Genomic DNA, 356 nt, shown 5'->3' on the forward strand with positions numbered 1-356 from the left:
TAAACTGCAATACAGATTGGTGTAATAACAAAGTTTATCATTTGTCGAGCTTTATAATACTTTTTCAGATAGGCAAAGTAAGATTTTTGAGCCATTGAGATGAGTTGTTTTTCTTTGCGATATAATGAATAGAACTCCAAGATAATTCGCAATGTAAGACTAGAAATCATTAGAATTAAACCTAAATTAAAGGTGTTCCATTGATTGAATGCATAATAAAATGCATAGATTATCAATACAACCACTGTTAACGACATAACGGTAATACTGATATATTGACTGTTACGTTGCTTCTTTGCTTTTATGATTATATCTTTGGGATTAAAGTTTGATATTTCATTAGCTTGAATATCCCA

The 356-nt window shown here is 29.2% G+C and carries 1 protein-coding gene; it reads right to left on the bottom strand.

From position 1 onward, the window contains the following. Positions 1–356 (bottom strand): hypothetical protein (locus ITJ86_RS17690; protein ID WP_230080343.1); only part of this gene is annotated, 356 nt, incomplete at both ends.

Origin of the sequence: Winogradskyella marina (genome assembly GCF_015645385.1) — a bacterium.
GTDB classification, from domain to species: Bacteria; Bacteroidota; Bacteroidia; order Flavobacteriales; family Flavobacteriaceae; genus Winogradskyella; species Winogradskyella marina.